This is a genomic window from Pseudonocardia adelaidensis (assembly GCF_039543345.1).
Taxonomy (GTDB): domain Bacteria; phylum Actinomycetota; class Actinomycetes; order Mycobacteriales; family Pseudonocardiaceae; genus Pseudonocardia; species Pseudonocardia adelaidensis.
In genome coordinates, this window is the sequence record NZ_BAABJO010000013.1 from 189,050 (window position 1) to 214,486 (window position 25,437).

Below are 25,437 nucleotides of genomic sequence, written 5' to 3' on the forward strand. Positions count from 1 at the left end.
CCAGGAGGTCCACCGGTGGAGGTCAAGATCGGCATCGCGGAGAGCGCGCGCGAGCTCGTGGTGTCCAGCGACCAGACGCCGGACGAGGTCCAGGCCCTGGTCGACGACGCGCTCAAGGATGCGGACGGGCTGCTCCGCCTCGTCGACGACAAGGGCAGGCGCTACCTCGTCCGCGCCGCCCAGATCGCCTACGTGGAGATCGCCCCGGCCGCGGCGGGACGGGTGGGCTTCGCGATCGGCTGACCTGCGGGTTCGCCCTCGTGAGCGGATACGAGTGCTCCGGCACTCGTATCCGCTCACGACGTCAGGTAGCGCTGTCCCGGCGGCGAACCGCCCGTCAGTCGTCCAGGTCCGGCTCGTCGACCCGGAACGGCGGCGTGCCCACGCCCGTCACGCGGTAGCGGCCCCAGGGGTCCACGTCGCCGATGCGACCCTCGGCGCGACCGCTCTCGGTGCGCACCTCGACCGTGCCGCTCGGCAGCTCCTGCGGTCCGTCCTCCACGCGGAGCCGGCCGAACCAGTGCAGCCGCCCGTCGTGCGGCTCGTGACGGGTGTCCAGCTGCGCGTGGACGGCCACGTCCCGCCCGTCGACGGTGAGGACGGCGGGGCCGGTGTAGCCCTCGTCGTGTTCGTCGTGTTCGTCGTGTTCGTCGTGTTCGTCGTGGTCAGCCACGGTCCGCCTCCGGCGAGGGCATCGGGACGGGCTCGTCGGCCATCGCGATGACACCCGATATGCCGCCCCAGATGAGGGTCGTCAGGTAGTCGGTGAGCGCGGCGCGGCTCATGGTGCGCCGCTCGAGCCACCAGTCGCCCGCGCTCTGCACCATTCCCACGAGGCCCTGCGCCCAGGCCTCCGCGCCGCCGGAGTCGAGGCCCAGCGCCCGCAGCCGCTCGCCGATGATCATGGCGAGCAGGCGGGCGATCTGCTGGCGGGCGTCCTCGACGATCTCGGCTCCCGCCTCCCGCTCGATCGGGTGGTGCACGACGAACCGCCACAGCTGCGGCTCGGCCTCGATGCCCGCGAGGAAGGCGTCGATCACCCCTCGGATCAGCTGCGCGGGCTCGCGGTCGGGGTCGAACTCGGGGGCCATCCGGCCCAGCAGCATCTCCGCGGCTTTCTCGCCGACGGCGCGCTGCAGGTCCGCACGGTCGGTGAAGTGCCGGTAGAGCACGGGTTTCGTGATGCCGGCCGCCGCCGCGAGCTCCGCGACGGACACCCCGGGGCCGTGCGTGCGCACCGCCTCGATCGCGGCCTGCACCATCTCGGCGCGGCGTTCGGCTCGTCGTTGTTGCCGTTGCGCCGGGGTGCTCGGCTTGACACGGGCTTCGTCACGATGCACGGTACTTGTGGTAACAGTTACCGGCGGTAACACGCAAGTGTCGTCTGGAGGCTGGTTCGATGGCACGGACACAGGCGTCCACCGGAATGCCCGGCCGGGTGCTCGTCACCGGCGCGGCCGGTGGCTTCGGGGCACCCACCGTCACGCGGCTGCGGGAACAGGGTGCGCGGGTGGTCGGGCTCGACGTGGCGGGCGGCGGGCCCGAGAGCGGCGTGCTCGCCTGCGACATCACCGACACGTCGGCCGTCGAGGCGGCCGTCGCCGAGGCCGTGGAGCTGCTCGACGGGCTCGACGCCGTCGTGCACTACGCCGGCATCGGCACCCCGAACGACGCGGGTGGCCCGCTCGAGCCCGACGCGCTGCGCGTCATCGACGTCAACCTGCTCGGTGCGTGGCGCGTCACCGCGGCAGCGCTCCCGGCGCTGCTGGCGTGCCGGGCCGAGCGGGGTGGGCACCGCGGGCGCGCCGTCTTCGTCGCCAGCGAGCTCGCGTACGTGACGTTGCCGTTCGTCTCGGCCTACAGCGTCGCGAAGCGCGGGATGAGCGCGTACGCGGACGCGCTGCGGTTGGAGTACGGCACGCAGCTGCACGTCAGCACCGTCTACCCGGGTTACGTGCGCACCGGGATCCACGCCGCGGGGCGCGAGGTCGGGCTGACGCTGGAGGGCCAGGTGCGGCGCGAGGAGGTCGAGGACGTCGTCGGCACCGTGCTACGCACCCTCGCCGCGCCCCGACCGCCGCGCGACACCGCCTGCACCCGCGCCGGCAACGTCGAGCTGTGGGCGGCCCGGCACCTTCCCGCGACGGTCGGTGCGCTGGCGGCCCGGCAGATCCGCAAACAGGCCGCCGCTGGGCGGTTCGACGGCTCGCCGCTGGCGGCCGGCCTCGTCGCCCGGCTGACCGGCCGTGCCCCGGAAAGGAGCACGCGATGAACGTGAAGACCGTGAACGCGAAAACCGTGAACGACCGCGAGGCGACGGCGGAACGGCTGCTCCGCTCGTCGCTCGACCACTCCTACGAGCCCAGCATCGACATCGACTGGCAGGCCCCGCTCGCGGACGGCACCTGGGGAATGCCGCCGCACCGGGTCTCGCTCTACGGCACCGAGCTGTGGGAGGGGCTCACCGAGGAGCAGCGGCGCACGCTGTCGGTGCACGAGGTGTGCAGCATCGCGCGGATCGGCCTGTGGTTCGAGATCATCCTCATGCAGATGCTGCTGCGCTACTCCTACGACCGCGACCCGCGCCGCCAGCACATCCAGTACGCGCTCACCGAGATCGCCGACGAGTGCCGGCACTCGATCATGTTCGCCAAGATGACCGAGCGCTACGGGGTGCCGGACTACGCGCCGAAGCGGCTCACCCACGAGCTCGGGCGCTTCTTCAAGACCGTCGCGACCGGTCCGGCGATGTTCGCCGGCACGCTGTTCGTGGAGGAGATCCTCGACCAGCTGCAGCGGGAGGCCATGCGCGACGACTCCGTGCAGCCGCTCACCCGCATGGTCAACCGGATCCACGTCACCGAGGAGGCCCGGCACGTCCGCTACGCCCGCGAGGAGCTGATGCGGATCATGCCGGGGACGAACGCCGCCCAGCGGACCCTGGCCCGCTACCTCTCGGCGCGCGTCGCGTTCGTGGTGGCCCGCAACCTGGTCCACCGCGACGTCTACAAGTCCGTGGGCATCGATCCCGCGGTCGGGCAGAAGGCGGCGCTGAACAACCCCCACTACCAGGACACGCTGGCCTGGTCGGCGCGCAAGCTGGTGCCGTTCCTGCGGGAGCAGGGCATCATCGGCGGCCCCAGCGAGATCCTCTGGCGGAAGGCCCACCTCGTCCGATGACAACCGCGCGCACCGTCCCCGCCGCCGACGGCGTGCCGCTGCACGTCGACATCGACGGGCCCGAGGACGCCCCCGTCACCGTCGTGCTCGTCCACGGCTGGACGCTCGACCGCCGCGCGTGGGAACCGGTGGCCCGCTCGCTCGCCGGCGGGCCGGCACCGGTGCGGGTCGTGCGGCCCGACCACCGCGGACACGGCCGCTCGGCCGCCGTCGAGCCGGCGACCATGACGATCGACCAGCTCGCCGACGACCTGGCCGAGGTCGTCGCGGCCACGGCGCCGACCGGGCCGCTCGTGCTCGCCGGGCACTCGATGGGTGGCATGACGCTGATGGCCCTCGCCGAACGGCATCCGGACGTCGTGGCGCGGGCCCGCGGCGTGGCGCTGGTCTCCACCGCCAGCGGCGGGCTCGCCGAGCGGCCGTTCGGGCTCGCCCCGCCCGTCGCCGCGGTCTACCGGCGCGTGCAGCGGCGGGTGTCCGGGACGCGGGGCTGGGCGCGGCGGGAGCACTTCGGCAACCCGCACCTCATCGCGCCCGCGATGCGGTGGCTGTTGCTCGGCACCCGGCCGAGCGCGGAGGCCCGGCGGATCACCTGCGAGACGGTGGGTGCGTGCCGGCCGCTCACCGTGTCCGGCTTCCAGCCCACCCTCGAAGCCCACGAGCGCGACGCCGCGCTCCCGGCGTTCGCCGACATCCCGACCGTCGTGCTCGTCGGTTCCCGGGACCGGCTCACGCCGGTGAGCGCGGCCCGGCGGATCGCCGACGCGTTGCCGTCGGCGGGACTGACGATCTTCCCGGGGGCCGGGCACATGCTCCCCCTCGAACGGGTGTCCGGCGTGTCGAGCCGGATAGCCGCGCTGGCGAGGGGCGCCGTGCGGAACGGGGAGCTCCGCGCGACGGCGTGATCGGCGCCTGCGGCCGTTGCAGCATGGCCACCTTCAGGCGACGAGCCTGCCGGGAGGTGGCCTCGTTGCAATCGGGGCCGGCTTTCCGGGCAGCGTGATGAGCTGGGCACCGGCTTCCCGGAGGCGGTCGCGGTGCTCGCGGATGTGGTGGTTGCAGAAGTGCAGCTCGCCCACCGGGAGCTCGGCGCGGACGCGGGCGCGGGCCGGGCAGCGGTCGCAGTAGGCGTTCACGTCACGCCGCCTCGATCAGCGCGCGGCCGGTGGCCGTCAGGTGGGCGGGGCCGGGGCCGGAGGCGATGAGGCCCGCGGCGGCCAGCCTGCGGCCGACGAACTGGTCGCAGCACCCGAGCCCGTCGACGGCGAGGACACCGATCGTGGAGACGGTGCAGCGGCCGGCGGCGACGGCGCGCAGGACGGCGCGGTCCCGGTGGCTGAGGTCGGACGTGGTGATCATTTCTCGCTCCCTTCCGGGCCTGCGCGCTCCGTGCGGCGCGGTTGTAGGTGAGACCGGCGCCACTCCCGGAACTCATCGCTCGCGCCGTCCGCTCTCGGCGAAAGGGGTTCGCCACCCGCGAAGGAGCCGGTCGGGGGAGGTCGGGCGCCGTTAGCGTCCCCCGCATGCACAGCCCGCAGGCCCGCTACGTCCTGCCGTCGTTCGTCGAGCGGACGAGCTACGGCTACCAGGAGTCGAATCCCTACAGCAAGCTGTTCGAGGGCCGCATCGTCTTCCTCGGTACGCCGATCGACGACGCGGCGGCCAACGACGTCATGGCCCAGCTGATCTGCCTGGAGTCCGCGGAGCCCGACCGGCCGGTCTCGATGTACATCAACTCGCCGGGCGGCTCGCTCACCGCGATGACGGCGATCTACGACACGATGCGCTACATCCGCCCCGCGGTGCACACCTACTGCCTCGGGCAGGCGGCATCCGCTGCGGCCGTGCTGCTCGCGGCCGGGGCGCCGGGCCACCGGTCCGTCGTGCCCAACTCCCGGGTGCTGATCCACCAGCCGAGCATCGACGTCGTCCGCGGGCAGACCTCCGACCTGGAGATCTACGCCACGGAGGTGGCTCGCCTGCGCCGGCAGCTCGAGGAGGCGCTCGCCGAGGCCACCGGCCAGAGCGTGGAGCGCATCCACGCCGACATCGAGCGCGACCTGATCCTCACCGCCGAGGAGGCCGTGGCCTACGGGCTCGCCGACAACGTCATCGAGAGCCGCAAACTCCCCCGCTGAAAGGACCCGCCATGAGCGCACCCACCATCGACGACACCGTCTACGACCGGCTGCTGCGTGAGCGCATCGTGGTGCTCGGCCAGGAGGTCGACGACGACGTCGCCACGAAGCTCGTCGCGCAGCTGCTGCTGCTCGCGGGCGAGGACAAGGACGCCGACATCACGCTCTACATCAACTCGCCCGGCGGCTCGGTCTTCGCCGGGATGGCGATCTACGACACCATGCACTCGATCGCCCCGGACGTGGCCACGATCGCGACCGGCATGGCCGCCTCGATGGGCCAGTTCCTGCTCACCGGGGGCGCGCCGGGCAAGCGGTTCGCGCTGCCGCACGCCCAGGTGATGATGCACCAGCCGTCGGGCGGTGCGGGCGGATCGGAGTCGGACATCGTGATCCGCGCGGGCATGCTGGCCAAGCTCAAGAGGCGGATCGCCGAGCTCACGGCCGAGCACTCCGGGCAGCAGCTGGAGCGGATCGAGGCCGACTTCGACCGCGACCGCTGGTTCACCGCCCAGGAGGCCGTCGACTACGGCCTCGTCGACGGGGTGCTGCGCACGCCACCGCGGTGAGCAGCGTCAGTCGTGGACCAGCGGGAACCCGGCGAGGCCGCGCCACGCGAAGCCGGACATGAGGCTCACGGCCTCGTCGCGGGGAACCGCCTGGTCGGAGTCGAGCCAGTACTGCGCGGCCACCTGGCTCAACCCGACCAGCCCCACCGCCAGCAGGCGCGCGCGTGAGTTGTCGAGGCCTGCGTCGGCGGTGACCGCCGCCGCCACGCTGTCGATGCAGCGGGTGAGCGCACCGTCGACGACCGCCGCCGCCTCCGGCTCGCCGCGCAGGTCGGACTCGAAGACCAGCCGGTAGGCCTGGCCCTCACCGGCGACGAAGTCGAAGTAGGCCGCGACGGCCGCGTGCACGCGCTGTTCGTTGTCGCTGGTGCCGTCGATCGCCGCGGTGACGCGCTCCACCAGCTCGTCGGCGTACGTGGTGAGCAGCGCCCGGTAGAGCTCGAGCTTGCCGGGGAAGTGCTGGTAGAGCACGGGCTTGCTCACCCCGGCCCGTTCGGCGATGTCGTCCATCGCGGCGGCGTGGTAGCCGTGGGCCGCGAAGACGTCCCGCGCGGCGACCAGCAGCTGGGCCCGGCGCGCGTCGCGGGACAGGCGGGTGCCGCGGTGCACCGGTGCCGGCGCCTCGGTCATGCGGTTGCCCCTCCGTCCCTCCACCCGATCGGGTGCGGAAGAACACCTTACCCGCCGGTAGTGGTGGCCCGCTGGGACCGCACGCTGTTGACCGCGAGTACCGCCGCGCAGGCCGCGGTGCCCGCCGCGGCGAGCGACGGGCCGAGCAGGCCGATGGCGGTCACCGGGAGCAGCACCGTGGCGCACGCGAGGGAGAACAGGAGGTTCATCCGGATGACGGCCGCGGTGTGACGGGCGGATCCGAGGGCGTCGACCGCCGCGGCGAGATCGGCGTGCACCAGCGTCAGGACCGGGTGCTGTGCACCGGGCGCGTCCCCGTGCGGTGGGAGGCGCACGGCCAGGTCGGCGGCGTCGAGCGCCGGGCCGTACCGCTCGGAGCAGGCGATCACGGCGACGCGGCCCGGGAGCTCCCGGACGAGCGGGGCCACCTCCCGCGGCGCGATGCCGGCGTGGACGGCGTCCGGTGCGATGCCGGCGCGCTCGGCCACGGCCAGGGCGACCGCGGCCTCCTCGGCGGCGACGAGGACGGGTCGCACGCCGAGGGCGGTCAGCCTGCCCACTGCGGCCGCGGTGGCCGCGGCGACGTCGGGCCCGACCTGCAGCACGCCCCGGGCGATGCCGTCCCACGCCACCGCCACGGCGGTGCACCCGGCCGTCGCGGGCACGGCAGGCGGGTCGATGTCGTGCGCCGCGAGGAGCCCGGCACCACCGACGAGCACGGCGTGGGCGATCACCCGCTGCTCCTCGCCGGGGGCGCCCACCACCTCGGCCACGATGCCGCGCGCGCCCAGATCGGCCACTGCGTCGAACTCGGCGACGCCGGGCAGCCGCGGCGTCGCGCAGGCGATCGCGCGGTCGATCGGCCGCTCCGACTGCTGGGCCACGGCGCCCGCCAGGCGCAGCACGTCCGCGTGCGGGACGCCGTCGACCGCGTGCACGGCGTGCACTCCCAGCGCGCCGCCGGTGAGCGTGCCGGTCCCGGTGAGCAGGGCCGTGTCCACGCACCGCGCGGCCGCGAACGCGTCGCCGCGGCAGACCAGGGCGCCGAGCCGGGCGGCCCGTTCGGTGCCGACGAGGCGCGGCAGCCCGGTGGCCAGGTGCAGCGCCGTGGGCGCCGCGACCAGGAGCACGGCGAGGGCGGCGCCCGCCGCGTCGGTCAGCGGCGCGCCTCCTGCCAGCTGGCACCCGAGCACCGCCAGCGCCACCGTGCCGACCACGCCCGCGGCCGCGCTCTCCACCCGTCCGTCCGTCACGGCGCCGTCCGTCCCTCCTCCCGAGGCACTGGGTACAACGGCCGAGCTCCGCTGCGATGACGTCCCCCGGTCGGCGCGAGTCCGGTCACGCCAGGTGGCCGCCACCGCGTGGCCGGGTCATCCTCGGAGGGTGGGTGCCGTCGCGCTGCCGTTCGTCCGTCCGCTGCTGGTCCGCGCCCGCCGGACGCAGGCGGTGCCGGCGGGGCCCCCGCTCGCGGACGCGGCCACGCTGCCCCCGCACGATCCGCACCGGGCCACGTGGCCCGGTGGCGAGGTGACCTCCGGCGGCGTGACCTTGCACGTGCGCGAGACACCCGGCCACGGGGACACCCCGGCCGTCTACGTCCACGGGTTGTCCGGTTCGGCCACGAACTGGACCGACCTCGCCGGGCTGCTCGCCACCCGTGCCCCCGGCACCGCGGTCGACCTTCCCGGGTTCGGGCTCTCCCGGCCGCTCGCGTCGCGCGACTACTCACCGGCCGGGCACGCCGACGCCCTGCTGTGTTTCCTCGCCGGTCGCGGGCGGCCGGTGCACCTGTTGGGCAACTCGTTCGGCGGTGCCGTCGCGCTCACCGTGGCCGCCCGCAGGCCGGAGCTGGTGCGCACGCTGACGCTCGTGTCGCCCGCGATGCCCGACCTGCGCCCCGACCCGCGCCGCGTCTCCGACTGGAAGCTGCTGGTCGCGATGCTGCCGCTGGTCGGAAGGCGGGCCCGCTCCGAGCTCGCGGCGATGGACCCGCGCACGCGCGCCGAGCAGATCGTGCGGCTCTGCTTCGGCGACCCGGCGATCGCCCCGGAGCACCGGGTGGCCGAGGCCGCGGCCGAGCTCGCCGTGCGCGCCCGGCTCGCGTGGGCCCACGAGGCCGCCGAGCGCACCGGCAAGGCGATGGTGGCGGGATGGCTGCGCGGCGAGTCGCTGTGGTCCGTCGCGGCCCGTGTGCAGGCGCCTACGCTGGTGGTCTGGGGCGAGCGCGACCGGCTCGTCGCGCCCCGGCTGGCCGCACGCACCGCGGCCGCCCTTCAGCGCTCCCGGCTGCTGGTGCTGCGGGGTGTGGGGCACGTCGCGCAGATCGAGGCGCCCGAGGCGGTGGCGCGCGCGGTCGCGGGCATGTGGGATGCGGTCGAGGCGGGGACCTGGGAAGAACCCGGGTGACCGCGACGTTGCCAAAGTGAGCCAGTACGTCGATGCGAGGAGCTTGATCATGGCGCTACCGCCGCTCGTGGAGCCGGCCGCCGAGCTGACGAAGGAGGAGGTCGAGCGCTACAGCCGCCACCTCATCATCCCCGACGTCGGCATGGCGGGGCAGAAGCGGCTCAAGAACGCGAAGGTGCTGGTGGTGGGCGCGGGCGGGCTCGGCAGCCCGGCGCTGCTCTACCTGGCCGCCGCGGGCGTCGGCACGCTCGGCATCGTCGAGTTCGACGTGGTGGACGAGTCAAACCTGCAGCGCCAGGTCATCCACGGGCAGTCCGACGTCGGCAGGTCGAAGGCCGAGTCGGCGCGCGACTCCATCAAGGAGATCAACCCGTTCGTCGAGGTCCGCCTGCACGAGACGCGGCTCGACTCGTCGAACGTGCTCGACGTCTTCCGTGACTACGACCTCATCCTCGACGGCACCGACAACTTCGCCACGCGCTACCTCGTGAACGACGCGGCGGTCCTGCTCGGCAAGCCGTACGTGTGGGGCTCGATCTTCCGGTTCGAGGGCCAGGCGTCCGTGTTCTGGGAGGACGCCCCCAACGGCAAGGGGCTCAACTACCGCGACCTCTACCCCGAGCCGCCGCCGCCCGGGATGGTGCCGTCCTGCGCCGAGGGCGGTGTGCTGGGCGTCCTGTGCGCGTCGATCGGTTCGATCATGGTGAACGAGGCGATCAAGCTGATCACCGGCATCGGTGAGCCACTCCTGGGCCGGCTGATGGTCTACGACGCCCTGGAGATGAGCTACCGGACGATCAAGATCCGCAAGGACCCGAACACCCCGAAGGTCACCGAGCTCATCGACTACGACGCGTTCTGCGGTGTGGTCTCCGACGACGCGCAGCAGGCGGCTGCCGGTAGCACCATCACCGCGCTCGAGCTCAAGGAGATGATCGACGCGGGCAAGGACTTCGAGCTGATCGACGTCCGGGAGCAGAACGAGTACGAGATCGTCAGCATCCCGGGGGCGAAGCTCATCCCGAAGGACCGGATCCTGTCCGGCGAGGCGCTCTCGGAGATCCCCCAGGACAAGCCGGTCGTGCTGCACTGCAAGTCCGGTGCGCGCTCGGCAGAGGCGCTCGCGGTGCTGCACCGCGCCGGGTTCAAGGACGCCGTGCACGTCGGTGGGGGCGTGCTGGCGTGGGTCAAGCAGGTCGATCCCTCCCAGCCGGTGTACTGAGCGCAACCCAGGGCCCCGCGCGACGGCGCCCCGTCCGACACCTGGTCGGAGGGGCGTCGTCGTCGTTTCGTTTGCATTCGTCCTTACCGATGCAAGAGCGCTTGTCGCGCGCACGGGAGAAAGGGCTCGAATGGCCCAATCGGAGCACTCGTGATCACTAACTGTGATCGACTTCCTGCTGTCGTGTTGGTCGAACGGAGCAGTGACACCCGGTCGAGTGCCGGGTAGCGTTCCGGAGCCGAAAGATCAAGACGGATCTGCGGGACCGTGGTGTCGGGGTGCGCCGCGGCGCACACCACGGTCGCTTCGTCCCGAGTCCTGGCATGCCTTCCGTCACCCGGCGATGGGGGTCGCACTGGTGGACGACAACGCGAGACGCTGTGCCCTGCCCGGGTGCAACGAGGTGATCGAGGACATCCCCGGTCGCCCGCCTCGCCGATACTGCACGGCAGCGCACCGCGCCGCCGCCCGGCAGGCCCGGCGGGCCGCCGCACAGGCCGGACAGGACGCGCGCCTCGCGGCCACGCTTCCCTGGCTCCTCGACCCGCTGGAGGATCCGTCGGCACCGCCGGTCCCGCACGGCGTGCGGGAGCAGCGGGCCCTCGTCGAGGCGCGCCGCGCGCACCACGCCGCGCAGGCCGCCGCCACCCGCAGCAGGGCGCGCGCGAACGGGCGCAGGCGCCGCACCATGGCCGTGTTCGGCGCCGCGGGCATCCTCGCGGCCACCTACGTCTTCACCGCGTCGGAACCGATCGCTCCGACGCAGACCGCCCCCGCCGAGCCGGGGACCGACCCGCGGGCCGAGTGGATCGCGCACGCCCAGATCGCACTCGCCTCGCTCGACAGCCAGCTCGACACGCTCACGCAGACCGAACGCGCGTGGACGAGCCTGCCGCCGGAGCGCCGCTCGATCACCCCTCCCGAGGTGGAGGACCTGCAGGCGCGCAAGGCCCTGCTCGAACGGCGGAAGGCCACGCTGGCGTCCCAGATCGACACCTACCGGTCCCTCGACCGCGCCCGGACGGACCTCCGGACCACCGAGCGCCACCTGCAGGCGGTCGAGGAAGCACTCGCGGCCGCCCCGTCCGGTCGGCGCAGCGGGCAGTCGCCCGAGATCGCCGCGCTCGACGAGCAACGGGACCTGCAGCTGCGCCAGCGCGAGGCGAAGCGCGACGAGCTCGAGGACCTCGAGCGCGGAGTCGACAACGCCGTCCGCAGCCCGCTGCCCGACGACGACGAGGAAACCGAGGAAGTCAGGCAGCGCGTCCTCGACGTGGTCGAACACGGCGGCTCCGACAGGAGGTCGGACGAGGGGCGCTCCGAGGACCGGGAGGAATCCGACCGGGACGACCACGACGGCGACTCCGATGGCGACAAGTCCGATGGCGACAAGTCCGACGGCGACAAGTCCGACGGCGAGAAGGCCGACGGCGACTCCGACGACAACGACGAGGAGCAGGACGCCCTGCCCGATCTCCCCGACGTCATCGCCCGCGGCGAGGACGAGGACCAGGAGCGGCAGGACACGTCCAACGGCGCACCGCCGGACCCCCGCGGCCCGGGGGACGAGACCGCGGAGCACCACGACCCCGACTCGCCGCCGGACCTCCGTGCCGACGGCCCCGATCGGGGGCCGATCGGGGACGCACTGGGTTCGTTGGGCGATGCGCTCGGCGGTGAGAAGGCGGGCGGCGACGGTGGTGACGCCGGCGAGAAGGAGCGGTCGCCCGCGGACCGACCCCCCGCCGGGGGAGCGCCGTCCGGGGGCCAGGACCGGGACCCGGGTGACCGCGGGGCGGACGAGAGCCCTGGTGGGAAAGCCGGCGGGGACGAGAACGGGCCGGGCGGACCCGTCGGGGAGGCACTCGGCTCACTGGGCGATGCGCTCGGCGGCGGCCGGGACGGCGCCGGTCGGCCGGGCGACGCCGGCGGCGATGAACGCGAGGGACCCGGTGAACGCGGCCCGGCCGGTGGTGATCGTGGTTCGCCCGGGGGCGGGGACCGGCCCGGTGAGCGGGATGCGGCGGGTGACCGGGAGCAGGGCGAGGGCTCGGGTGACCGTGGACCGGGTGGTGCCGTCGGTGATGCGCTCGGCTCCGTCGGGGACGCACTCGGCGGCGCGGATGCCGGGGGTGAGGAGCGCGAGGGGCCCCGCGAACGCGGGCCGGCCGGTGGCGATCGTGGTTCGCCCGGGGGTGGGGACCGGCCCGGTGAGCGGGATGCGGCGGGTGACCGGGAGCAGGGCGAGGGCTCGGGTGACCGTGGACCGGGTGGCGCCGTCGGTGATGCGCTCGGCTCCGTCGGGGACGCACTCGGCGGCGCGGACGCCGGGGGTGAGCACCGCGACCGGCCGGGAGACGTCGCGTCGGGCAACCGGGCGGGCCGGGGTTCGGGGGCGGACATGGGCGCCGGCCCGGACGAGGTGTCGCGGGGCGGTGGTCGTGGCACCGGCGCTGAGTCCGGTGGCGGCCGCTCCCCGGGTGGCCTCGTCGGATCGGTCGGGGATCTCCTCGGCGGTGGCGGCCGGTCCGACCACGGTGGGGATGACGTGGCCGGGGATGACGGCGCCGCGGATGACGGTGACGACGCCGGGGACGCCGCCGGCGACGACGGCCGTGGCGGGGACGACGACTCCGGCGGGGCCGGACCGCTGCGCGGCCTGTTCGGCGGCGGGGGTCACGGCGGTGGCGACCGGGACGGCGACGCGGACGACGACGGCGGCAGCAGGAGCGACCGGGGCAGCGGGTCCGACAGCAAGCCGAGCGGCGGCGGGTCCGACGGCGGCGGGTCCGATCGCGGCGGGGACGACGGCGACGACTCGGGCTCGTCGCGACCGGACCGGAAGGTCGCGGGGGTCGTCGAGGCCGTCGGCGGGTCGTTGACCGCGGACGACGACCGATCGAAAGACCACGGCGGCGGATCGGACCGCAAGCGCGACGACGACGTGCGTGCCGACGCCGACCGCGGCTCTGACCGGTCCGGCGAGGAATCCGGCGGCGGCCGGGGCGACCGCTCGGACGACGACCGCGATACCGACCGCTCGGACTCCGGCGACTCGTCCGGCTCGGACGACGCCGAACGGGCCGGCCGGGTCCTCGAGGCGTTGGGAGGTTCCGGGCTCGGCTCCCTGCTGGCGGCCGCGGCCGAGAAGAACGACTCCGATGACGACTCCGATGACGACTCGGGGGACGACCCGGGGGGCGTCTCGGACGACGAGTCGGGCCGGGACTCGGACCGCCGCGACTCGGACCGCGGGTCCGATGGTGACGCTCCGGATCGGGACTCCTCGGATGACGACTCGTCGGGTGAATCGTCCGACCGCGACTCGGGGTCCGGCGACCGGGGCGGATGGGACGAGGACGAGCTCGAGGCGGCCGTCTGGAAGGCGTTGGCATCCGAGGGCTCCTCCGACCGTGACTCCGACCGTGACTCCGACCGTGACTCCGACCGCGATTCCGATCGGGACTCCGGTCGTGACTCCCACGAGGACTCGGCCGACCGTGACGACCGCTCGGACCGTGACACCGAGGAGGACACCGACCGTGACACCGACGGCGACTCGGAGCGGGAGTCCGGGGACCGGTCTGACCGGGACTCCGACAGCCGCTCCGACGAGGCCGCCGACCAGCGCTCGGAACGCGACTCCGATGGCGGGTCGGACCGGGACTCGGATGCGGAGCGTGACAGCGATCGGGACTCGGATGCGGATCGGAACTCCGGCGAGGACCCGGACCGGGATTCGGATCGTGACTCGGACCGGAAGTCCGACGACGACTCGGGCCGGGACTCCGATGACGACCGTGACTCGGACAAGGGCTCCGACCGTGACTCGGACAAGGGCTCCGACCGTGACTCGGACAAGGGCTCCGACCGTGACTCGGACAAGGGCTCCGACCGTGACTCGGACAAGGGCTCGGACCGCGACTCGAACCGGGACTCCGACGACGACTCCGACCACGACTCCGACCACGACTCGGACAAGGGCTCGGATCGGCATTCCGACGACCGTGATTCCGATGACGGCGATTCCGGTGACGGCGACTCCGATGACGGCGACGACGACGGCGGGGACGACGACGGGGATCACGGCGGCGGCGATCACGGCGGCGGCGATCACGACGGCGGCGATCACGACGGCGGCGATGACGGTGGAGACGACGGGGGCGACGACGGCGGGGACGACGGGGGCGGCGACGACGGGGACTGAGCGTCGGTGGGCGGGGACGACGCGGACTGAGCGTCGGTGGGCGGGGACGACGGCGAGTGAGCGCCGGCGGGCGGCGACGACGGCGAGTGATCATCGCACCGGGTCACCGCCCGATCGCGCGGCACGGCGACGCGCCCCCGCGTGGCACCCCGGAACGGCTGCGCGGCGCAGGTAGCGTCGCCGGCGTGACCGCTGCGCCCGTCATGCCGCCCGCCGGGACCACCCTGCCCGTGCACGTCCGCACCGCGTTCGGGGTCAACGACGTCGAGCCACGTCCGGTGGTGTGGGCCGGCAGGCGGGCATGGCACTGCGGCGACGTGCTCGTCCGCCCGGTGCCCGACAACGTCGTGGCGGCCTGGTCCGCGGCCGTGCTCGACGGCCTCCAGGTCGAGGGTGTGCGCATCGCCCGCCCGCTGCGCTCGTCCGACGGGCGGTGGGTCGTGGGCGGCTGGGCGGCGTGCCGCTTCATCCCCGGCTACGTCGAGCCCCGCTACGACGAGGTGATCGAGGCGTCGGTGCGCTTGCACGCCGCCACCGCGAGCGTCTCCCGGCCCCGGCTGCTCGACGATCGGGACGACCTGGTCAGCCGCTCGGCCGCGGGCGCGTTCGGCGAGCGGCGGCTGACGCTCGACCCGGCCACCGGCGGCGAGCTGTACTCGCAGCTCGCCGAGTTCCGCAAGCCCGTGCAGCTCACCCCGCAGCTGGTGCACCCCGAGCTCTTCGGCGCCGTCCTCTTCGACGAGCACGGAATGCCGGCCGTGATCGACCTCGTGCCCTGCTGGCGCCCGGCGCAGTGGGCGGCGGCGGTCATCGTCGTCGACGCGCTGGCCTGGGGCGGCGCCGACGAGGAGCTGCCCCACCGGTGGACGCACCTCGAGGAGTGGCCGCAGATGCTGCTGCGGGCGCTGCTGCACCGTGTCGCGCTGCACGCGCAGCACCCGGACGCCTCGCCGCGGACGCTCGCCGGCCTGCAGCGGGCGGCGGGGGCCATCGGCCCGCTCCTGTAGCCGAGGACCTCACCTCGAGCGCCCCCTCCCGGTGAGCGCGGCTTTGCGCTGCCGTCACATCGAACCGACGGGCCGGTAACGGGCCGTGCATAGCGTCGCGCCGGAGAAGACGAACCTGGAGGACCGGCGTGACGACCACGGCAGACGCATCCCCCGCGCGTTCCCTGCTCCGCGGGAGGTGGATCGACCACTGGGACCCCGAGGACGGTGGGTTCTGGGAGCGCACGGGCGCCAAGGTCGCCAACCGCAACCTGTGGTTCTCGATCCTTTCCGAGCACATCGGGTTCTCGATCTGGACGCTGTGGTCGGTCCTCGTGCTCTTCATGGGGCCGGAGTACGGCATCGACGCGGCGGGGAAGTTCTTCCTGGTCGCCGTGCCGACGCTGGTGGGATCGATCCTGCGGCTGCCCTACACGATGGCGCCCGCCCGGTTCGGCGGCCGCAACTGGACGATCGTGAGCGCGACGCTGCTGCTGGTCCCGACGATCCTCGCCGCGATCGTCATGCAGCCGGGAACGCCGTACTGGGTGTTCGTCCTCGTCGCCGCCGTCGGCGGGCTCGGCGGTGGGAACTTCGCCTCGTCCATGGCCAACATCAACGCCTTCTACCCCGAGGCGAAGAAGGGCTGGGCCCTCGGGTTGAACGCAGGCGGCGGGAACATCGGCGTGCCGGTCATCCAGCTGGTCGGCCTGCTGATCATCGCGACCGCGGGAGCCGGGGCGCCCCGGATCCTGCTCGGCGTCTACATCCCGCTGATCGTGGTGGCCGCCGCCTGCGCCGCGCTGAGGATGGACAACCTGACATCGATGCGCGGCGACACCGGGGCCTTCAAGGAGGCGTACCGGGAGTCGCAGACGTGGGTGATGTCGTTCCTGTACATCGGCACGTTCGGCTCGTTCATCGGCTACAGCTTCGCGTTCGGGCTCGTGCTGCAGAACCAGTTCGGCCGCACCCCGCTGCAGGCCGCCGCCGTGACGTTCATCGGTCCGCTGCTCGGCTCGCTGGTCCGGCCGGTGGGCGGGTGGCTCGCCGACCGGTACGGGGGCGCGAAGGTCACGTTCTACAACTTCATCGCGATGGGTGTCTCCACCCTCGTGGTGCTCGCGGCGTCCGCCATCGACTCGCTCGCGCTGTTCACGGCCGGGTTCGTGCTGCTGTTCGTGTTCAGCGGCGTCGGGAACGGCTCCACGTACAAGATGATCCCGGCGATCTTCCGGGGCCACGCGCGGGTCGCGGTGGAGGCGGGAGCGGCCGAGCCGGACGCGGCGTACCTGCGCGCGCGGCGCGTTTCGGGTGCCGTGATCGGCATCGCCGGCGCGATCGGCGCGCTGGGCGGCCTGTTCATCAACCTGGCGTTCCGGCAGTCGTTCCTGACCGCGCAGTCCGGCAATCCGGCGTTCTGGTCGTTCCTCGCGTTCTACCTGGTGTGCATCGTGGTGACGTACGTGGTGTACCTGCGTCCGGTCCCGGCGGAGGTCACGCACCCGCGCGTGGCCCACGCGGGAGTGTGACGCCCCGGGTCGCCACCCACTGCCCGTACTGCGCCCTGCAGTGCGGGCAGTGGGTCGGTGCCGACGGCGGCGTCGACGCGCGGGACTTCCCGACCAACCGCGGCGGGCTCTGCCAGAAGGGATGGACCTCCGGCAGCCTGCTGGCCCACCCCGAACGGTTGACCACGCCGTTGATGCGCGCGTCCCGCTCGGCCCCGTTCGACGCCGTGAGCTGGGACGCGGCGCTCGGGCACGTCGCAGGCCGGCTCCGCGAGCTGCAGGCCGAGCACGGACCGGACGCCGTCGCCGTCTTCGGCGCGGGCGGGCTCACGAACGAGAAGGCCTACCTGCTCGGCAAGTTCGCGCGGGTCGCGCTCGGCACCTCGCAGATCGACTACAACGGCCGGTTCTGCATGTCGTCGGCGGCCGCGGCCGGCAACCGGGCGTTCGGGATCGACCGCGGGCTGCCGTTCCCGGTCACCGACCTCGACGACGCCGAGGTCGTGCTGCTCGCCGGCGCGAACGTCGCGGAGACGATGCCGCCGCTGATGGGCCACCTCTCTGGGGCCCGGCTCGTCGTGGTGGACCCGCGGCGCACGCCGACGGCGGAACGGGCCGTGGCCTCGGGCGGGCTGCACCTGCAGCCCGTGCCCGGCACCGACCTCGTGCTGGCGCTGGGCATGCTCCACGCCGCCGTCGTCGACGGGCACCTCGACGCCGACTACCTCGCCGAACGCACCGCGGGCTTCGACGACGCCTGGCGGGTCGCCGCGCAGTGGTGGCCCGAGCGCGCGGAGCGGGTGTGCGGAGTGCCGGCCGCGGACATGCGCACGGCCGTCGGCCTGCTCGCCGGGGCGGCGCGGCGCTACGTGCTCACCGCGCGCGGCGCCGAGCAGCACGCCCACGGCGTCGACACCGTCACCTCCTGGATCAACCTCGCGCTCGCACTCGGGTTGCCGGGCAGGCCCGGCTCGGGCTTCGGCACGATCACCGGGCAGGGCAACGGGCAGGGCGGGCGCGAGCACGGGCAGAAGTCCGACCAGCTGCCGGGGTACCGCTCGATCAGCGACCCGGCCGCCCGTGCGCACGTCGCGGGCGTGTGGGGCGTGGACCCGGCCGGCCTGCCGGGGCCCGGGCGCAGCGCCACGGAGCTGCTGGCCGCGCTCGGTCGTCGCGACGGGCCGAAGGCGCTGCTCGTCTTCGGCTCCAACGTGCTCGTCTCCGCGCCGCACGCGAACGCGGTGGCCGAGCGGCTGGCGGCGCTCGACCTGCTCGTGGTGGCCGACGTCCTCCCCGGCGAGACGGCGATGGCCGCCGACGTCGTCCTCCCGGTGGCCCAGTGGGCCGAGGAGGAGGGCACGATGACCAACCTCGAGGGCCGGGTGCTGCGCAGGCGCCGGGCGCTGCCACCCCCGGAGGGGGTGCGCACCGACCTCGAGGTGATCTCGGGGTTGGCCGACCGGCTCGGCGTCGCAGGCTTCCCCGCCGAGCCCCGTGCGGTGTTCGAGGAGCTGCGGGCGGCGTCGGCCGGTGGGCTCGCCGACTACTCGGGCATCAGCTACGACCGGCTCGACGCGGGCGAGGCGCTGCACTGGCCCTGCCCCGCCCCGGGCCACCCGGGCACGCCGCGGCTGTTCACCGAGCGGTTCGCCCACGCCGACGGCCGCGCCCGGCTGATCCCGGTCGACCACACGCCGTCGGCCGAGCTCCCCGACGCCGACCACCCGCTGCGCGCCACCACGGGACGCGTTCTCGTCCACTACCAGTCGGGCGCGCAGACCCGCCGGATCGCCGAGCTCGCGGGCGTCGTGCCCGAGTCGTTCGTCGAGGTCCACCCGGACACCGCGGCCCGGGCCGGGCTCGCCCACGGCGACTGGGCGCGCGTCGTGTCCCGGCGGGGCGCGGCGCACGCGCGCGTGCGGTGCGTGCCGGGCCTGCGGCCGGACACGGTGTTCCTGCCGTTCCACTTCGGCGGCGAGCAGGCCGCCAACCGGTTGACGAACCCGGCGCTGGACCCGGTCAGCCGGATGCCGGAGTTCAAGGTGAGCGCGGTGCGCCTCGAGCCGGCCTGAGTCGCGGGAGTTGCAGCAAAGCCACTTTCCTGCCAGCACGTTGCGTGAAAGTGGCTTTGCTGCAATGCCGGACTCAGTTCTCGGCGACGGCGAGGACGTCCCGGCAGACGGCCCGGGCGCGGTCGGCCACCGCCACCAGGTCGGCGAGCTGCTCCGGCCGCCGGTCCGGGTCGAACCGGCCGTGCTCGGTGGCGAGGGCCTGCAACCGGTCGAGCAGCGGCGGGAACGCGTTCACCGACGGCGGCGCGGACGGCCGCCGACCAGTCACCGGAGGCCGCGAACTCGTCGAACGCGGGGCCGAGCACGCTGAACCGCGCCCACCGGAAGAAGTCCGGCGGGGCGCCCTCACCCCAGCCGAACCCCTGCTCGTCGCACATCCGGCGGTAGCGGGCCAGCATCTCGATCACGGCGGGCGGCAGGCCCGGCTCCTCGTCCTCGCCGCAGCACGTGCCGCGAGTGTGCCCTTGCGCGGCTGATGTGACGGGGGACACGATCGGCCGGCGAACTCGATGAGGAGGCGCCGATGGTGGTGGTCGAGCCCTACCCGCGCGGGAGGGCCCCGTTCGACACGTCGGGGATCGAGCGGGACGTCACCGGGGTCGCCCACTACACCGCGCTGCCGACCTCGCTGGTCACGATGCTGCGCGCGAGCGTCGAGCGGTACCCGGACGGCGAGGCGCTCGTCGAGGTGGGCGGAGGGCGGCTCACCTACCGGCAGCTCTGGGACCGGGCGGCCCGCGTGGCCGGCGGCCTCGTCGCGGCCGGGGTGGGCCGCGGGGACCGCGTGGCCAACGTCCTGCCCGCCGGCGTCGACTGGGTGCTCTGCTTCCTCGGCACGCAGCTCGCCGGCGCGGTCGCGGTGCCGGTGAACACCCGGTTCGCGCCGCCCGAGATCGAGTACGTGCTCGCCGACTCGGGCGCCTCGGTGGTGCTGCGCCCCGGCGAGCCGCTGCCCGACGGCCCGCCGCACGCCGAGGCGCTCACCCCCGTCGACCTCGCGGCGATCTTCTACACCAGCGGTACCACCGGCTTCCCCAAGGGCGCGATGACCACGAACGAGAACTTCCTCTCCAACGTGGAGACGGCGGTGCGCGTGGTCGGCATCGACCGGGCCGAGGGGCCGGAGCTGCGCAACCTCGTCTCGGTGCCGCTGTTCCACGTGACCGGGTGCAACAGCCAGCTGCTCCTGCAGCTCGCCATCGCCGGCACCACCGTCGTGCTGCCGGCCTTCGACGTGCAGGCGTTCCTGCGCACGATCGTCGAGGAGCGGATCAACCACCTCACCAGCGTGCCGGCGATCTACGCGCTCGCCATCGGCCAGCCGAACTTCGCCGAGTTCGACGTCGGCCGGGTCAGCCGTGTCGCGTACGGCGGAGCGCCGATCGCGCCGTCGCTCGTGCAGCGGATCAAGGAGCACTTCCCGAACGCCCGGGTCGGCAACGGCTTCGGACTCACCGAGACCTCCTCGATCGCCACCTTCCTGCCGCACGAGTGGGCGGCCGAGCACGCCGACTCCGTCGGGTTCGCGGCTCCCGTGGTCGACCTCTCGCTCGACGTGCTCGACGCGGCGAGCGGCGTGGGCGAGCTGCTCGTCCGCGGCCCGAACGTGGTGGCCGGTTACTGGAACAAGCCGGAGGCAACCCGGGAGACGTTCGTCGACGGCTGGCTGCACACCGGCGATCTCGCCCGCATCGACGGCGAGGGCCTCGTCCACATCGTCGACCGCGCCAAGGACATGATCAACCGCGGCGGCGAGAACGTGTACTGCGTGGAGGTGGAGAACGCGCTTGCCGCCGTGCCCGGCGTCGTCGAGGCCGCGGTCGTGGGGGTGCCGGACGAGGTGATGGGGGAGAAGGTGGGCGCGGTCGTGGTCGGCGCCGGCATCGACGCGGAGCACGTGCTCGCCCACCTCCGAGGGCGGATGGCCGACTTCAAGATCCCCCAGTTCCTCGTCGTGCGCTCAGCGCCGCTGCCCCGCAACCCGGGCGGCAAGCTGCTCAAGCGGCAGTTGCGGGAGGACACGGAGTGGGGGCGCCCGGTGCGCGGCCGCTGATCCTGTGACGCGCGGCACCGCTCACGGCGGTGGCCGGGCGATGTGCGAGCGGCGTTACCTCTCCGTCACGAAGCGCCCCACGCGTGTAACTCCAGGTACCTACCGTCGATCGGCGTGAGCAGACGGGTCGTGGTGGTGGGGCACGGGATGGTGGGTGCCCGGTTCGCCGAGGAGGTGCGGCGCCGGGACCCCAACGGGCGACTCGTGCGCCTGACCGTCCTCGGGGCCGAGCCGCGCCCGGCCTACAACCGGGTGCTGCTGTCCACGGTGCTCGGCGGCGGGCTGTCGGCCCAGGCGGTGCAGCTGCACCCGCCGGGCTGGGCCGCGCGGCACCGCGTGGACCTGCGCACCGGTGTCACCGTGAAGTCGATCGACCGGGCGGAACGGGTCGTGCACTGCTCGGACGGCGCGGTGGAACGCTACGACGAGCTGGTGCTCGCCACCGGTAGCCGGGCCTGGCTGCCGCCGCTGGAGGGGCTCGCCGACAAGAGCGTCGTCACCTTCCGCGACCTCGACGACTGCGAGCGGATCCTGGAGCTGGCCCGTCCCGGCGCGCGCTTCGCCGTGCTCGGCGGCGGCTTGCTGGGGTGCGAAGCCGCCCGCGGGCTGGCCGGCCGGGGAGTGCGGGTCACGGTCGTGCACCCGATGTCGCACCTCATGGAACGCCAGCTCGACGCGGGTGCGGGCGAGGTGCTGGCCGGCGCGATGACCCGGCTCGGCGTCGACGTCCGGCTCGGCTTCCAGGCCGTCGGCTGGGAACCCGACGCCGGGTTGCGCGCCGCCGACGGTGAGCTGGTCGCCGCCGACGCGCTGGTCGTCGCGGCAGGCGTCCGGGCCGAGACCGGGCTCGCGGCCGACGCCCGCATCGCCGTCGACCGGGGTGTGCTGGTCGACGACCGCCTCGCCACGTCCGACGGGCGCGTGCACGCGATCGGTGACTGCGCCCAGCACCCGGGCACCCCCGCCGGCCTCGTGCAGCCGGGGTGGGAACAGGCCGCGGTGCTCGCCGACCTCCTCACCGGCACGAACCCGGCCGCCCGCTACGGCGGCACCCGCGCCGTCACCCGGCTCAAGGCGCGCGACGTCGACCTCGCCACGGTGGGCGATCCGGCCGTGCTGGCCGAGTCGGGTGCGGAGGTGCTGCGCTTCGCCGACCCGGCAGGCGGCCGCTACGCCACCCTCGCACTGCGCGGCGACCGCGTGGTGGGCGGCGCCATGATCGGCCTGCCCGAGGCGGCGGCGTCGATGATCCAGTACTACGACACGGGTCATCCCGCCCCGGCCGACCGGCTCGGGCTGCTGTTCGGCCGTGCGCTGCCCGGTGCGCCCGAGACGGCCGACCCCGGCCGGCTGCCCGCATCCGCGATCGTCTGCCGCTGCAACACCGTCACGAAGGGGGCCCTGGTCGCCGCCTGGCGGGACGGCTACACCGACGTCCCGGCCCTGAGCCGCGCCACCCGCGCCGGAACCGGCTGCGGCGGCTGCGGCGACACCGTGCGCGGCATCTGCGCATGGCTCGCCGAGAGCGACCCCCCGACGCTGAGCGGAGCTTTGCGGAGCGAACAGACAGCGCTGACCCCCGTCCCCGAGGAGGGAGCCGCGTGAAGGAGCTCGTCGTCGTCGGTAATGGCATGGTCGGGCACCGGTTGGTGCAGGCGATGCGCGACCGCGATGCCGCCGCTCGGTGGCGGATCACGGTGCTGGGTGAGGAGACCCGCCCCGCTTACGACCGGGTCGCCCTCTCCTCCTATGTCGACGGCAGGACCGCCGAGGAGCTGACGCTTCCCGAGGTGGCCGACCCGCTGGTGCAGCTGCACCTCGGCGACCCCGCCGTCGCGCTCGACCGCGATGCGCGCATCGTTCGCACGGAGTCCGGCCGCGAGCTGCCCTACGACGCGCTCGTGCTCGCCACCGGGTCGGTGCCGTTCGTGCCGCCGGTCCCCGGCCGCGACCTGCCCGGCTGCTTCGTCTACCGCACGCTCGACGACCTCGACGCGATCATGGCCGCCGCCGGGCGGGCCGTGGCCGCGCCCGGGCCCGGCCGGCGCTCGGCCGTGGTGGTCGGCGGCGGGCTGCTCGGGCTGGAGGCCGCGCGGGCGCTGCGCCTGCTCGGGCTGTCGCCGCAGGTCGTCGAGATCGCGCCGCGACTGATGCCGGCGCAGGTCGACGAGGGCGGCGGCGCCGTGCTGCGGCGGCTCGTGGAGTCCGAGGACCTGCAGGTGCGCTGCGGCGTGTCCGTCACGGGGATCACCGAGGACCGGCGGCGCCTCCCACCACGTGCCCGGCGGGGACACGCCGCCGCGGAGCAAGGCGGATCCCCGCCGGGGAGGTTGATCGCGTCACTGTCCGACGGGATCGAGCTCGACGCGGACGTCGTCGTCTTCTCCGCGGGCATCCGCCCCGCCGACGGGTTGGCCCGCGCGGCCGGGCTGCCGGTCGGGGAGCGCGGCGGCGTGCTCGTGAACGCCGCCTGCCGGACGCCCGACCCGCACGTCTGGGCCGTCGGCGAGGTGGCCGCGCTGGAGGGCCGCACGTACGGGCTGGTCGCGCCGGGGTATGCGATGGCCGAGGTGGTGGCCGACCGGCTGCTCGGCGGCTCCGCGACGATGACGCCCGCCGAGCTGGACATGTCGACGCAGCTCAAGATGCTCGGCGTCGACGTGGCGAGCTTTGGCGACGCGCTGGCCCGCACGCCGGGTGCGCTGGAGGTCGTCGTCAACGACCCGGTCGCGGGCACCTACGCCAAGCTCGTCGTCAGCGACGATGCGAAGACGCTGCTCGGGGGCGTGCTCGTCGGCGACGCGTCGAAGTTCGCCGCGCTGCGCCCGCTGGTCGGCTCGCCGCTGCCCGCGGACCCGGTCGCGATGATCGCGCCGGGCGGCGTGGAGGTGGGCGCCGCCGAGTTGATCTTTTCTGGGCTACCCGACTCCGCGCAGATCTGCTCCTGCAACGCCGTGACCAAGGGCGCGCTGCGGGACGCGATCCACGGTGGCGCGCACGACGTGCCGGCGCTCAAGGCCTGCACCCGGGCCGGGACCAGCTGCGGGTCGTGCGTCCCGATGCTCAAGACGTTGCTCGCGCAGGAGGGCGTCGAGGTCTCGAAGGCGCTGTGCGAGCACTTCGCGGTGTCGCGCGCGGAGCTGTTCGAGATCGTGGCGAGCACCGGGGTACGCACGTTCTCCGAGCTCATCGCCCAGCACGGCACCGGCCGCGGCTGCGACATCTGCAAGCCGGCCGTCGCCTCCATACTGGCGTCGCTCGGTTCGGGGCACGTGCTCTCCGGCGAGCAGGCGGCGCTGCAGGACACCAACGACCACTTCCTGGCCAACCTGCAGCGCAACGGCACCTATTCGGTGGTGCCCCGCATCCCGGGCGGGGAGATCACCCCGGAGGGCCTGATCGTGATCGGCGAGGTGGCCCGCGACTTCGCGCTCTACACGAAGATCACCGGTGGGCAGCGGATCGACATGTTCGGTGCCCGGGTCGAGCAGCTGCCGGCGATCTGGCGCCGGCTGGTCGACGCGGGGTTCGAGTCCGGGCACGCGTACGGGAAGGCGCTGCGCACCGTGAAGTCGTGCGTCGGCACCACGTGGTGCCGCTACGGGCAGCAGGACTCGGTGGGCCTCGCCGTCGCGCTCGAGCTGCGCTACCGCGGCCTGCGCTCGCCGCACAAGGTCAAAGCGGGGGTGTCGGGCTGCGCCCGCGAGTGCGCGGAGGCCCGGTCCAAGGACTTCGGCGTGATCGCCACCGAGACCGGGTGGAACCTCTACGTCGGCGGCAACGGCGGTTTCACCCCGCGCCACGCCGAGCTGATCGCGTCCGACGTCGACACCGACACGTTGATCGCGCTCATCGACCGGTTCCTCATGTTCTACATCCGCACGGCGGACCGGCTGCAGCGCACCGCGGCCTGGATCCAGGCCATGGACGGCGGCCTCGACCACCTGCGCGCCGTGATCGTCGACGACTCGCTGGGGATCTGCGCCGACCTCGAGGCCGCGATGGAGGCCCACGTCGCGGGCTACGCCGACGAGTGGCGCGGGGTGCTGGAGGACCCGGAGAAGCTGGAGCGGTTCGTGTCGTTCGTCAACGCGCCGGACGCGCCGGACCCGACGATCTCGTTCGTCACCGAACGCGGGCAGCCGGTGCCCGTCACGCTCGGCCTCCCGGGGGTACGCGCATGACTGCTGAATCACCGCCGACCGTCCGCCTGCTTCGCGACGGCGTTCCGTCGTCGGACATGCGTGGAGAGATGATCGACCTCAGGTGGGAAACCGTGTGCCCGCTCGACCGGCTGCTGCCCGAGCGCGGGGTCGCCGCGCTGCTCGCGGCCGGCGGCGAGCCGGTGCAGGTGGCGCTCTTCCGGCTGTCCGACGGCAAGGGGGGCGGGCCCGAAGGGCAGGGGGGCGGGAAAGTCACAGGGGGCGGGCCCGAAGGGCAGGGGGGCGGGAAAGTCACAGGGG

General features: G+C 73.9%; 22 protein-coding genes and 1 pseudogene. 16 read left to right on the forward strand and 7 right to left on the reverse strand.

Features of this window, described 5'->3' with window-relative positions; genetic code table 11:
- Window positions 1-15: 15 nt before the first annotated feature.
- Entirely contained in the window at window positions 16-243 is a 228-nt protein-coding gene (locus ABEA81_RS19515) for a DUF3107 domain-containing protein (RefSeq protein ID WP_345606621.1), read from the forward strand.
- A gap of 94 nt (window positions 244-337) precedes the next feature.
- On the opposite strand, the gene ABEA81_RS19520 is transcribed toward ABEA81_RS19515, so the two are convergent.
- Both ABEA81_RS19520 and ABEA81_RS19525 read right to left on the reverse strand, forming a co-directional pair.
- Window positions 338-673: a DUF4873 domain-containing protein gene (locus ABEA81_RS19520; RefSeq protein ID WP_345606622.1), complete on the reverse strand. Its 336-nt coding sequence runs from the start codon at window positions 671-673 to the stop codon at window positions 338-340.
- Window positions 666-1,340, reverse strand: coding sequence for a TetR/AcrR family transcriptional regulator (locus tag ABEA81_RS19525; protein WP_345606623.1), 675 nt, complete (start codon window positions 1,338-1,340; stop codon window positions 666-668). The genes ABEA81_RS19520 and ABEA81_RS19525 overlap by 8 nt, the downstream gene beginning before the upstream one ends.
- Before the next feature lie 59 nt (window positions 1,341-1,399).
- Here ABEA81_RS19525 and ABEA81_RS19530 point away from each other — a divergent pair, with 59 nt between their 5' ends.
- The 3 genes from ABEA81_RS19530 to ABEA81_RS19540 are packed head-to-tail and all read left to right on the forward strand — an operon-like array spanning window position 1,400 to window position 4,085.
- Window positions 1,400-2,272, forward strand: coding sequence for an SDR family NAD(P)-dependent oxidoreductase (locus ABEA81_RS19530; RefSeq protein WP_345606624.1), 873 nt, complete (start codon window positions 1,400-1,402; stop codon window positions 2,270-2,272).
- On the forward strand, window positions 2,269-3,180 hold the full coding sequence (locus ABEA81_RS19535) for an AurF N-oxygenase family protein (RefSeq protein ID WP_345606625.1): 912 nt from the start codon (window positions 2,269-2,271) through the stop codon (window positions 3,178-3,180). Before ABEA81_RS19530 ends, ABEA81_RS19535 begins: the two co-directional genes overlap by 4 nt.
- A complete protein-coding gene (locus ABEA81_RS19540) occupies window positions 3,177-4,085 on the forward strand; it encodes an alpha/beta fold hydrolase (RefSeq protein WP_345606626.1) in 909 nt (302 codons plus the stop codon). The genes ABEA81_RS19535 and ABEA81_RS19540 overlap by 4 nt, the downstream gene beginning before the upstream one ends.
- A gap of 33 nt (window positions 4,086-4,118) precedes the next feature.
- Here ABEA81_RS19540 and ABEA81_RS19545 read toward each other — a convergent pair whose 3' ends face one another.
- A complete protein-coding gene (locus ABEA81_RS19545) occupies window positions 4,119-4,316 on the reverse strand; it encodes a DUF7455 domain-containing protein (RefSeq protein ID WP_345606627.1) in 198 nt (65 codons plus the stop codon).
- 1 nt (window position 4,317) lies between these two features.
- Window positions 4,318-4,539 (reverse strand): hypothetical protein, encoded by a 222-nt coding sequence (locus ABEA81_RS19550; RefSeq protein ID WP_345606628.1) that lies wholly within the window; start codon window positions 4,537-4,539, stop codon window positions 4,318-4,320.
- A 164-nt stretch (window positions 4,540-4,703) separates the two neighbouring features.
- On the opposite strand from ABEA81_RS19550, the gene ABEA81_RS19555 reads away from it, so the two are divergent.
- Window positions 4,704-5,318, forward strand: a complete 615-nt coding sequence (locus tag ABEA81_RS19555) for an ATP-dependent Clp protease proteolytic subunit (RefSeq protein ID WP_345606629.1) — start codon at window positions 4,704-4,706, stop codon at window positions 5,316-5,318.
- An 11-nt stretch (window positions 5,319-5,329) separates the two neighbouring features.
- A complete protein-coding gene (locus tag ABEA81_RS19560) occupies window positions 5,330-5,887 on the forward strand; it encodes a ClpP family protease (RefSeq protein WP_345606630.1) in 558 nt (185 codons plus the stop codon).
- A gap of 6 nt (window positions 5,888-5,893) precedes the next feature.
- Here ABEA81_RS19560 and ABEA81_RS19565 read toward each other — a convergent pair whose 3' ends face one another.
- Both ABEA81_RS19565 and ABEA81_RS19570 read right to left on the reverse strand, forming a co-directional pair.
- Window positions 5,894-6,517 (reverse strand): TetR/AcrR family transcriptional regulator, encoded by a 624-nt coding sequence (locus ABEA81_RS19565; protein ID WP_345606632.1) that lies wholly within the window; start codon window positions 6,515-6,517, stop codon window positions 5,894-5,896.
- 47 nt (window positions 6,518-6,564) lie between these two features.
- Window positions 6,565-7,770 carry a hypothetical protein gene (locus tag ABEA81_RS19570; RefSeq protein ID WP_345606634.1) on the reverse strand — a complete coding sequence of 402 codons (1,206 nt, stop codon included), beginning with the start codon at window positions 7,768-7,770 and terminating at the stop codon, window positions 6,565-6,567.
- 130 nt (window positions 7,771-7,900) lie between these two features.
- Between ABEA81_RS19570 and ABEA81_RS19575 the strand changes: the two genes are divergently transcribed.
- From ABEA81_RS19575 to ABEA81_RS19600, 6 genes are all read left to right on the forward strand, one after another.
- The gene (locus ABEA81_RS19575; RefSeq protein WP_345606635.1) at window positions 7,901-8,923 is read left to right on the forward strand and encodes an alpha/beta fold hydrolase; all 1,023 of its coding nucleotides are present in this window, start codon (window positions 7,901-7,903) and stop codon (window positions 8,921-8,923) included.
- A 49-nt stretch (window positions 8,924-8,972) separates the two neighbouring features.
- Entirely contained in the window at window positions 8,973-10,145 is a 1,173-nt protein-coding gene (gene moeZ, locus ABEA81_RS19580) for an adenylyltransferase/sulfurtransferase MoeZ (RefSeq protein WP_345606636.1), read from the forward strand.
- Window positions 10,146-10,503: 358 nt separating this feature from the next.
- Entirely contained in the window at window positions 10,504-14,352 is a 3,849-nt protein-coding gene (locus tag ABEA81_RS19585; protein WP_345606637.1) for a hypothetical protein, read from the forward strand.
- Window positions 14,353-14,537: 185 nt separating this feature from the next.
- Window positions 14,538-15,359: a TIGR02569 family protein gene (locus ABEA81_RS19590; protein WP_345606638.1), complete on the forward strand. Its 822-nt coding sequence runs from the start codon at window positions 14,538-14,540 to the stop codon at window positions 15,357-15,359.
- Window positions 15,360-15,487: 128 nt separating this feature from the next.
- Entirely contained in the window at window positions 15,488-16,870 is a 1,383-nt protein-coding gene (locus tag ABEA81_RS19595) for a nitrate/nitrite transporter (RefSeq protein WP_345606639.1), read from the forward strand.
- The gene (locus ABEA81_RS19600) at window positions 16,867-18,921 is read left to right on the forward strand and encodes a molybdopterin oxidoreductase family protein (RefSeq protein WP_345606640.1); all 2,055 of its coding nucleotides are present in this window, start codon (window positions 16,867-16,869) and stop codon (window positions 18,919-18,921) included. Before ABEA81_RS19595 ends, ABEA81_RS19600 begins: the two co-directional genes overlap by 4 nt.
- A gap of 73 nt (window positions 18,922-18,994) precedes the next feature.
- Here ABEA81_RS19600 and ABEA81_RS19605 read toward each other — a convergent pair whose 3' ends face one another.
- A complete protein-coding gene (locus ABEA81_RS19605; protein WP_345606641.1) occupies window positions 18,995-19,189 on the reverse strand; it encodes a hypothetical protein in 195 nt (64 codons plus the stop codon).
- A 255-nt stretch (window positions 19,190-19,444) separates the two neighbouring features.
- On the opposite strand from ABEA81_RS19605, the gene ABEA81_RS19610 reads away from it, so the two are divergent.
- The 4 genes and pseudogenes from ABEA81_RS19610 to ABEA81_RS19625 form a co-directional block, all read left to right on the forward strand.
- Window positions 19,445-20,974, forward strand: a complete 1,530-nt coding sequence (locus tag ABEA81_RS19610) for a class I adenylate-forming enzyme family protein (protein WP_345606642.1) — start codon at window positions 19,445-19,447, stop codon at window positions 20,972-20,974.
- A 114-nt stretch (window positions 20,975-21,088) separates the two neighbouring features.
- Window positions 21,089-22,579: an FAD-dependent oxidoreductase gene (locus ABEA81_RS19615; protein WP_345606643.1), complete on the forward strand. Its 1,491-nt coding sequence runs from the start codon at window positions 21,089-21,091 to the stop codon at window positions 22,577-22,579.
- Complete coding sequence (nirB, locus tag ABEA81_RS19620; RefSeq protein ID WP_345606645.1) at window positions 22,576-25,158, forward strand: nitrite reductase large subunit NirB; 2,583 nt, start codon at window positions 22,576-22,578, stop codon at window positions 25,156-25,158. The genes ABEA81_RS19615 and nirB overlap by 4 nt, the downstream gene beginning before the upstream one ends.
- A pseudogene (locus tag ABEA81_RS19625) lies at window positions 25,155-25,437 on the forward strand (hypothetical protein); the annotation flags it as partial. The gene nirB and the pseudogene ABEA81_RS19625, both read left to right, overlap by 4 nt.